This is a genomic window from Paenibacillus cisolokensis, assembly GCF_018403665.1.
In the GTDB taxonomy this organism is placed as follows: Bacteria; Bacillota; Bacilli; order Paenibacillales; family Paenibacillaceae; genus Paenibacillus_AH; species Paenibacillus_AH cisolokensis.
This window is the reverse complement of record NZ_BOVJ01000271.1, coordinates 1-6,482: the sequence shown is the minus strand read 5'-3', so window position 1 is coordinate 6,482 and position 6,482 is coordinate 1. Positions and strand designations below refer to the sequence as shown.

Annotated in this window: 3 protein-coding genes and 2 pseudogenes; 2 read left to right on the top strand and 3 right to left on the bottom strand. The window is 58.9% G+C overall.

All coding sequences use genetic code 11. The annotated features are described in order from the left end of the window. Positions 1-695 precede the first annotated feature (695 nt). Complete coding sequence (gene xylB / locus PACILC2_RS25960; protein WP_213531907.1) at positions 696-2,192, bottom strand: xylulokinase; 1,497 nt, start codon at positions 2,190-2,192, stop codon at positions 696-698. A gap of 36 nt (positions 2,193-2,228) precedes the next feature. Continuing rightward, positions 2,229-3,541, bottom strand: a pseudogene (gene xylA, locus PACILC2_RS25955) (xylose isomerase). A 167-nt stretch (positions 3,542-3,708) separates the two neighbouring features. Between xylA and PACILC2_RS25950 the strand changes: the two are divergent. Continuing rightward, on the top strand, positions 3,709-4,914 hold the full coding sequence (locus tag PACILC2_RS25950; RefSeq protein ID WP_244863880.1) for an ROK family transcriptional regulator: 1,206 nt from the start codon (positions 3,709-3,711) through the stop codon (positions 4,912-4,914). 86 nt (positions 4,915-5,000) lie between these two features. Further along, positions 5,001-5,971: pseudogene (locus PACILC2_RS25945) on the top strand (MraY family glycosyltransferase). Positions 5,972-6,116: 145 nt separating this feature from the next. Here PACILC2_RS25945 and PACILC2_RS25940 read toward each other — a convergent pair. Continuing rightward, the coding region (locus tag PACILC2_RS25940; protein WP_213531903.1) for a hypothetical protein at positions 6,117-6,482 on the bottom strand (366 nt) is incomplete at its 5' end.

The following is a 6,482-nucleotide window of genomic DNA, read 5'->3' as shown; positions in this document are numbered from 1 at the left end:
AGGGCTCCATTCGTTCGCGCCAACCCCGTCGGACGCATGTTTGCGTACCTGCAGGGCCTTATGCGTTCGCGCCAGCCCCACCGGACGCCTGTTTGCGAACCTCCGGGTGAACGTCGAATAGCCCCCACCTAGCGGCGGGAGCAGACTTCGACGATGCTGTTTCTTCAACCGGTATTCGGCCGAAAGCGCGTTCGACCAAGACATGAACGGTTCGAGCGCTTCGGCATCCAGCGGAGGGGATGAGCCGAAGTTCGGTTCGTTCGCGCAGACGGAACGTTATTCTCAAACAGGACGTTACTCTTAGACAGGACGTTTCTCCTCAGGCAGAACGCTATTCCCAGACAGCACGTTTCTCTAACGAATATCACACGCCTTATTTCTGCCCATACGCTGCTTTTTAAGATTTAACGAATCTGAGCCACCTTATTTACGATATTCCGCCTGAATTGGACCACTTTTAAGCAAATAGCGTTGCTCATATTCGTTACAATTCCGGAACACCGATTTTTCGCCAAATAGCGATTGTGAGATTCGTTAGATCGGTAATGGATGCCTTAATAGTAGCCTTAATAGTTGCCTTAATAGTAGCCTTAATAGAAACCTTAATATAAGCCTTAATGGACACCTGCATGTCCCCGAAACACGCGGTTTGCCGCTAGTTGACCGTCAGCATAGCGGACAAAGCATAAACCCGCCTACACCCGAAACGGCGCAAGCTCCGCGCTGAGCGGCCGCGTCTGCCCGTAGACGCTCCGGTAAAGACGGAACAGCTCTTCGTACGCCCGGACGGCATCCGGGTTCGGCTCATAAGGGTCGCCGTGCCGTACGAACCGGGCGGCGCACTCCTCGAGGCTTTCGAACCAGCCGCATCCGTACGCCGCCAGCATGGCGGCGCCTAGGCCGGGACCCTGCTCGTTCTCGAGCGGCACGACGGATGCGCCGAAAATGTCGGCCTGCATTTGCAGCCAGGCCGGATTTTGCGCGCCGCCGCCGATGGACACGACGCGATCGACCGTCTTGCCGGCCCGGCGGAAAATGTCCACCGTCTCGTTCAGCGAGAAGGTGATCCCTTCCATGACGGCGCGAACGAAATGAATCCGTTCGTGTGAACCGTCGATGCCGATGAAGCTGCCGCGTATGGCGGCATCGGCATGCGGCGTCCGCTCGCCGACGAGGTACGGCGTGAAGAGCAGTCCGCCGGCGCCCGGCGGAACGTCGCCGACGCCTTCCAGCAGGCGGTCGAACGATTGCTCCGGCGCGAACGTCTTTTTGAACCAGCTGAGCGAATACCCCGCCGCCAATGTGACACCCATCGCGTAATAGGCGTCTTCCTTGCCGTGATTGAAGAAGTGGGCTTTGCCCGCGAAGTCCTTTGTCTTGTCGTTCTCGTAGGAAAGGATGACGCCGGAGGTGCCGATGCTGCACAGCGTCAGCCCTTCGGACAGAATGCCCGCGCCGATGGCGCCGCAGGCGTTGTCCGCGCCGCCCGCGAACACCTTCACACCCGGCGAAAGACCGGTTCGTCCGGCCCATTGCGGAAGCAGTGTGCCCACCGGCTCATGCGAGGCGACAAGCGGCGGATAGAAGCTTTCGCTCAAGCCGAAAGCTTCCCGTATTTCGCCGCTCCAGCGCTTCTCCGCCACGTCGAGCAGCAGCGTGCCCGCGGCGTCCGAGTAGTCCATATGAAGCGCGCCGGTCAGCCGGTAACGCACGTAATCTTTCGGCAGGACAAACTGCCGCGCTTGCGCGAATACGTCGGGCTCATGCTGCCGCACCCATAAAATTTTGGGCAGCGTGAAGCCTTCCAGCGCCGGGTTGCGGGCAATGCCGAGCAGCTTGCTTCCGAGCGTCCGCTCGATTTGCCTGCACTGCTCGCTCGTCCGCGTATCGTTCCACAGTATCGCGCGCCGGACAGGACGGCCGTCGCCGTTCAGCAGCATGAGTCCGTGCATCTGGCCGGAGAAGCTGATGCCTTCCACCTCGTCCGGCGCAATGCCTGCGGAAGCGGTCAACTGCCGCAGCGCCTCGACGGTCGCCTCGACCCAATCCTCGGGCTCCTGCTCGCTCCAGCCCGAATGCTCGTGATACAGCGGATATTCGCGCGCCGCTTCGCCGCGCACCGCGCCGTCGCGGTCGACGAGCAGCGCTTTGACGGCGCTCGTCCCGAGATCGATCCCGATAACGTAACTCATGTCCGCCATGCTCCTCTCCATGTCCGGGCCGCCGCATCAAACGCCGAAGATCGCTTCGTTCAGCGCGGCGCGGATGCGCTCCAGCCGTCCCGATTCGTTGCGGATCGGCTTGTTCTGCAGCGCGTATTGCTCCAGCGACGCGAGCGTCGCCCTGCCGGCGACGATATCCGCGCCGATCCCTTCCCGGAAGCTCCGATACCGCTCCTCGACGAACGCGTCCAGCACTTTGCCCTCGATCAGCCTGGCCGCCGCTTTCAATCCCCACGCATAAGCGTCCATGCCGGCGATATGGGCATGGAACAGATCTTCCGGCTCGAAGGAGCCCCGACGCACCTTGGCGTCGAAGTTGACGCCGCCTCTTCCGAGTCCGCCGGCCTTCAAGACTTCGTACATCGTAAGCGTCGTCGCGTACAGGTCGGTCGGAAACTCGTCCGTATCCCAGCCGAGCAGCAGGTCTCCCTGATTGGCGTCGAGCGAGCCGAGCATGCCGTTGATGGACGCCACGCGGATTTCATGCTCGAAGGTATGGCCGGCGAGCGTCGCATGGTTGGCTTCCAGATTCAGCTTGAAATGATTTTCGAGCCCGTATTTCCGCAGAAAAGCGATCGTCGTAGCCGCATCGAAATCATATTGATGCTTCGTCGGCTCCTTCGGCTTCGGCTCGATCAGGAACTGGGCGTCGAACCCGATTTCCTTGGCGTAATCGATCGCCATGCGATACAGTCTTGCCAGATTGTCCAGCTCCAGCGCCATATCGGTGTTCAGCAAGCTCTCGTACCCTTCGCGTCCGCCCCAGAACACATAGTTTTCCGCCCCGAGCTCCTTGCCGATTTCCAGGCTTTTTTCAGCTGCGCCGCCGCGTAAGCGTATACATCCGCGTTGCAAGTCGTGCCCGCTCCGTGCGTATATCGCGGGTGGGTGAACATGTTGGCGGTGTTCCAGAGCAGCTTTTTGCCGGTCGACCGCATATGATCCTTCAGCAGGGCGACGATGACGTCCAGATTGGCGTTCGTCTCCTGCAACGTTTCGCCTTCCGGCGCGATGTCGCGATCGTGGAAGCAGAAGAACGGCAATCCGAGCTTCTCCATAAATTCGAAATTGGCTTCGACCCGCGCTTTCGCCTTGTCCATGCCTGTCAGGCTGTCCCACGGGCGAATCGCCGTTCCGATTCCGAACGGGTCGCTGCCGTCCCCGACATAGGTGTGCCAGTAGGCGACGGCAAAGCGCAGATGCTCTTCCATCGTCTTGCCCAATACGACCTCCTGCGGATTGTAGTGCTTGAATGCGAGCGGATTGTCCGATTCCCTGCCTTCGTAGACGATTTTGCCGATGTTCTTGAAATAGGCCATCGATGATTGCCTCCCATGTCAAAGTTTATATATGGATACTTTCCCTTACTCCAAATGATACCACCCCCAAACTTAGTTTGTCTACTAAACAAACTAAGTTTCGCGCTGCTGCTGTCTGTGGTAAAATGGAAACCGCCATACGATACCATTTCCGGACAAAACGGAGTTTGCAGACGGGGGAACCGACAAGTGATAACGAAATCGACCGGCGATCAGGCGATGATCAAAAAATCAATACGGCGATCGTGCTGGAAGCCGTCCTGAAAGACGCTCCGCTGTCGCGGGCGCAAATATCGGAACGAACGGGGCTTAATAAAGCGACCGTATCGAGTCTTGTGCAGCAGCTGATCGACCGCCATCTCGTCATTGAGATCGGCCATGGCGAGTCGAGCGGCGGGCGGAAGCCGGTCATGCTGCTGTTCAACGCACAGGCCGGCCATGCCGTCGGCATCGATCTCGGCGTGAACTACATTCGCGGCGTATTGACAGACCTGGACGGCGCCGTGCTCCACGAGCGCGTGAGCAGCTTGAAGCGGCGCGATCCGGACCACGTGCTTCCCGAGCTGGCCTCCTGCATCGAATATTTGATCGCCCGGGCGCCGGATAGTCCGTACGGCATCGTCGGCATCGGCATCGGCGTGCCCGGCATCGTCGACGATCGGGGAACGGTGCTGCTCGCTCCCAACCTGGAATGGCGCAATGTCCCGCTGCGGGAATGGGCGGAGGAGCGCTTCGCGCTGCCGGTCGCCATCGACAACGAGGCGAATGCCGGCGCGCTGGGGGAGCAGAAATACGGCGCCGGGCGAAACGTGGCGCATCAGATCTATGTTAGCGTCGGGATCGGCATCGGCACCGGCATTATTTTGAACAAGGAGCTGTATAAGGGGGCTTCCGGCTTCTCGGGCGAGCTGGGCCACTTGTCCATCGAGCTGGACGGCAAGCCGTGCCGCTGCGGCAGCCGCGGCTGCTGGGAGCTGTACGCATCCGAGATGGCGCTCCTGGAACGCGCCGCCCCGCTCGGCTACGAGGATCTCGACGCCCTGCTGAACGCCGCGGAACAAGACGGACGCGTCCAGCAGCTGTTTCGCGAGACGGGGACGTTCCTCGGAGCGGGCATTGCCAGCATCGCCAACGTTTTCAATCCCGACCTCGTCATTATCGGCAACCGGATGAGCAAAGCGCAGCGGTGGATCGAGGAAGCGATGCGGGAGGAAGCGGCGAAGCGGGCGCTTCCGTATCACAGGGAGCGGATGCGCATCCAGTTCGCGGAGCTGGAAGACCGGTCCGCCGTACGCGGCGCCGCCAACGACGCGATCAGCCGGTTTTTCGCCAAAGTGAAAAGCGGCCGCTACGACGATTCCGCCAATCTATAAATCTCCCAATTTTGACTGGTATCGACAGCTTTTCTCCCAAAGTGCTATAATGCATTGTAGAATCCATCCGTCAGGGAGAAGCGGTGGTGGAAACCATTTTATACATTTTGGCGTTTTTGATCGCGTTTCTGTTCGTTTATGTTCTGATTCCACCGATTGGCAGGCTGGCGTTTCGCATCGATTTTGTAGATAAGCCCCGCAAGGATGTCGAGCGCAAAATCCATCGGGAGCCGATTCCGCTCACAGCCAGCTATGTAATGTTTCTCGGTTTTTTATCGCCTACTTGCTCGTTTCAAGAGAGTTCAACATGGAGACGGCCGCCATTTTCGCCGGAGGCGTGCTGCTGATCGTAATCGGCACAATCGACGATTGGTACAAGACGAAGGGCAAAGACTTCCCGGCCCTTCCCAAGATGATCGTGCAGGTGTCGGCCGCCGTGCTCGTCTACGCTTCGGGCATCGCGTTTACCGGATTTTACAATCCGATGTCGGGCGAATATGTCGTGCTGCCGGAGATTTTGCAATTCATTCTGACGATTCTTTGGATATTCGGCGTGACGACAGTCATCAACTTTTCGGACGGCATGGACGGATTGGCAGGCGGGCTGGCCGCCATCTCGGCGATTACGCTGTTCATCGTCGCCCTGGCCAAAGGCCAGTCGAGTTCTGCGGTTATGGCCATCGCGCTCGTCGGCATCACACTGGCGTACTTGCGCTACAACAAACCGCCGGCCAAAATTTTCATGGGCGACGCGGGAGCGACATTCCTCGGCTTCATTCTGGCCGTCATCGCGCTAGACGGAGCGTTCAAGCAGGCGACGGTGCTGTCGCTGTTCATCCCGATTCTGGCGCTCGGCGTGCCGATCTTCGACAATCTGTTCGTCGTCGCCAAGCGGTTCATGCAGGGCAAGGCGATCTATGAAGCCGATGCGAGCCAGGCGCATTACCGCTTGCTCCGTTCCGGCATGACGCAGAAGCAGGCCGTCCTGTTTTTGTATCTGATCAGCACATGCTTGAGCTTGTCGTCCATCATCCTGCTGCTTCTTATGCAGGTGTGAACGAAAGCCGGGAGCTTCCGCTCCCGGCTTTTTCTTGCAAGGCTGGCCGTTTCAAGGGGGCGCTGCCGCAACGATTAGGTTCCTGCCGCATGCGGCCAAGCCTTTCTCCGCCGCATTCTGGCCGCTCTGCTGTTTCCGACCCCGATTACGGGTTCTTCTCGGGAATGCGGTCCGTCAGCGCCTGCCCTTCGGCCTGTATCCGGTCGAGCGCTTCCTCCAGCGTCTTGTCGCCGCGGATGACCGCATCCAGCTCCTCGCGGCGCAGCTTCTCAAACGCGCGCGCTGTAAAATTCTGTATCCACATTGGGCCATTCCGGCTCTTTGACCGTCTTCTGGTTTCCACCACTTCGCGTGTCGGCTCATTTATCAGCTTGGTGTGCGAGGGATATTCGATAAGTTTTCCCGGCTCAAAACCAATACTGCAAAAGTGCAGTTTTTTCCTGATATTTACAGCCCAATCGCTCAAATTCTTGCGATCATACAGTATTTTGGGCCTCCAAACGGCGTGTAA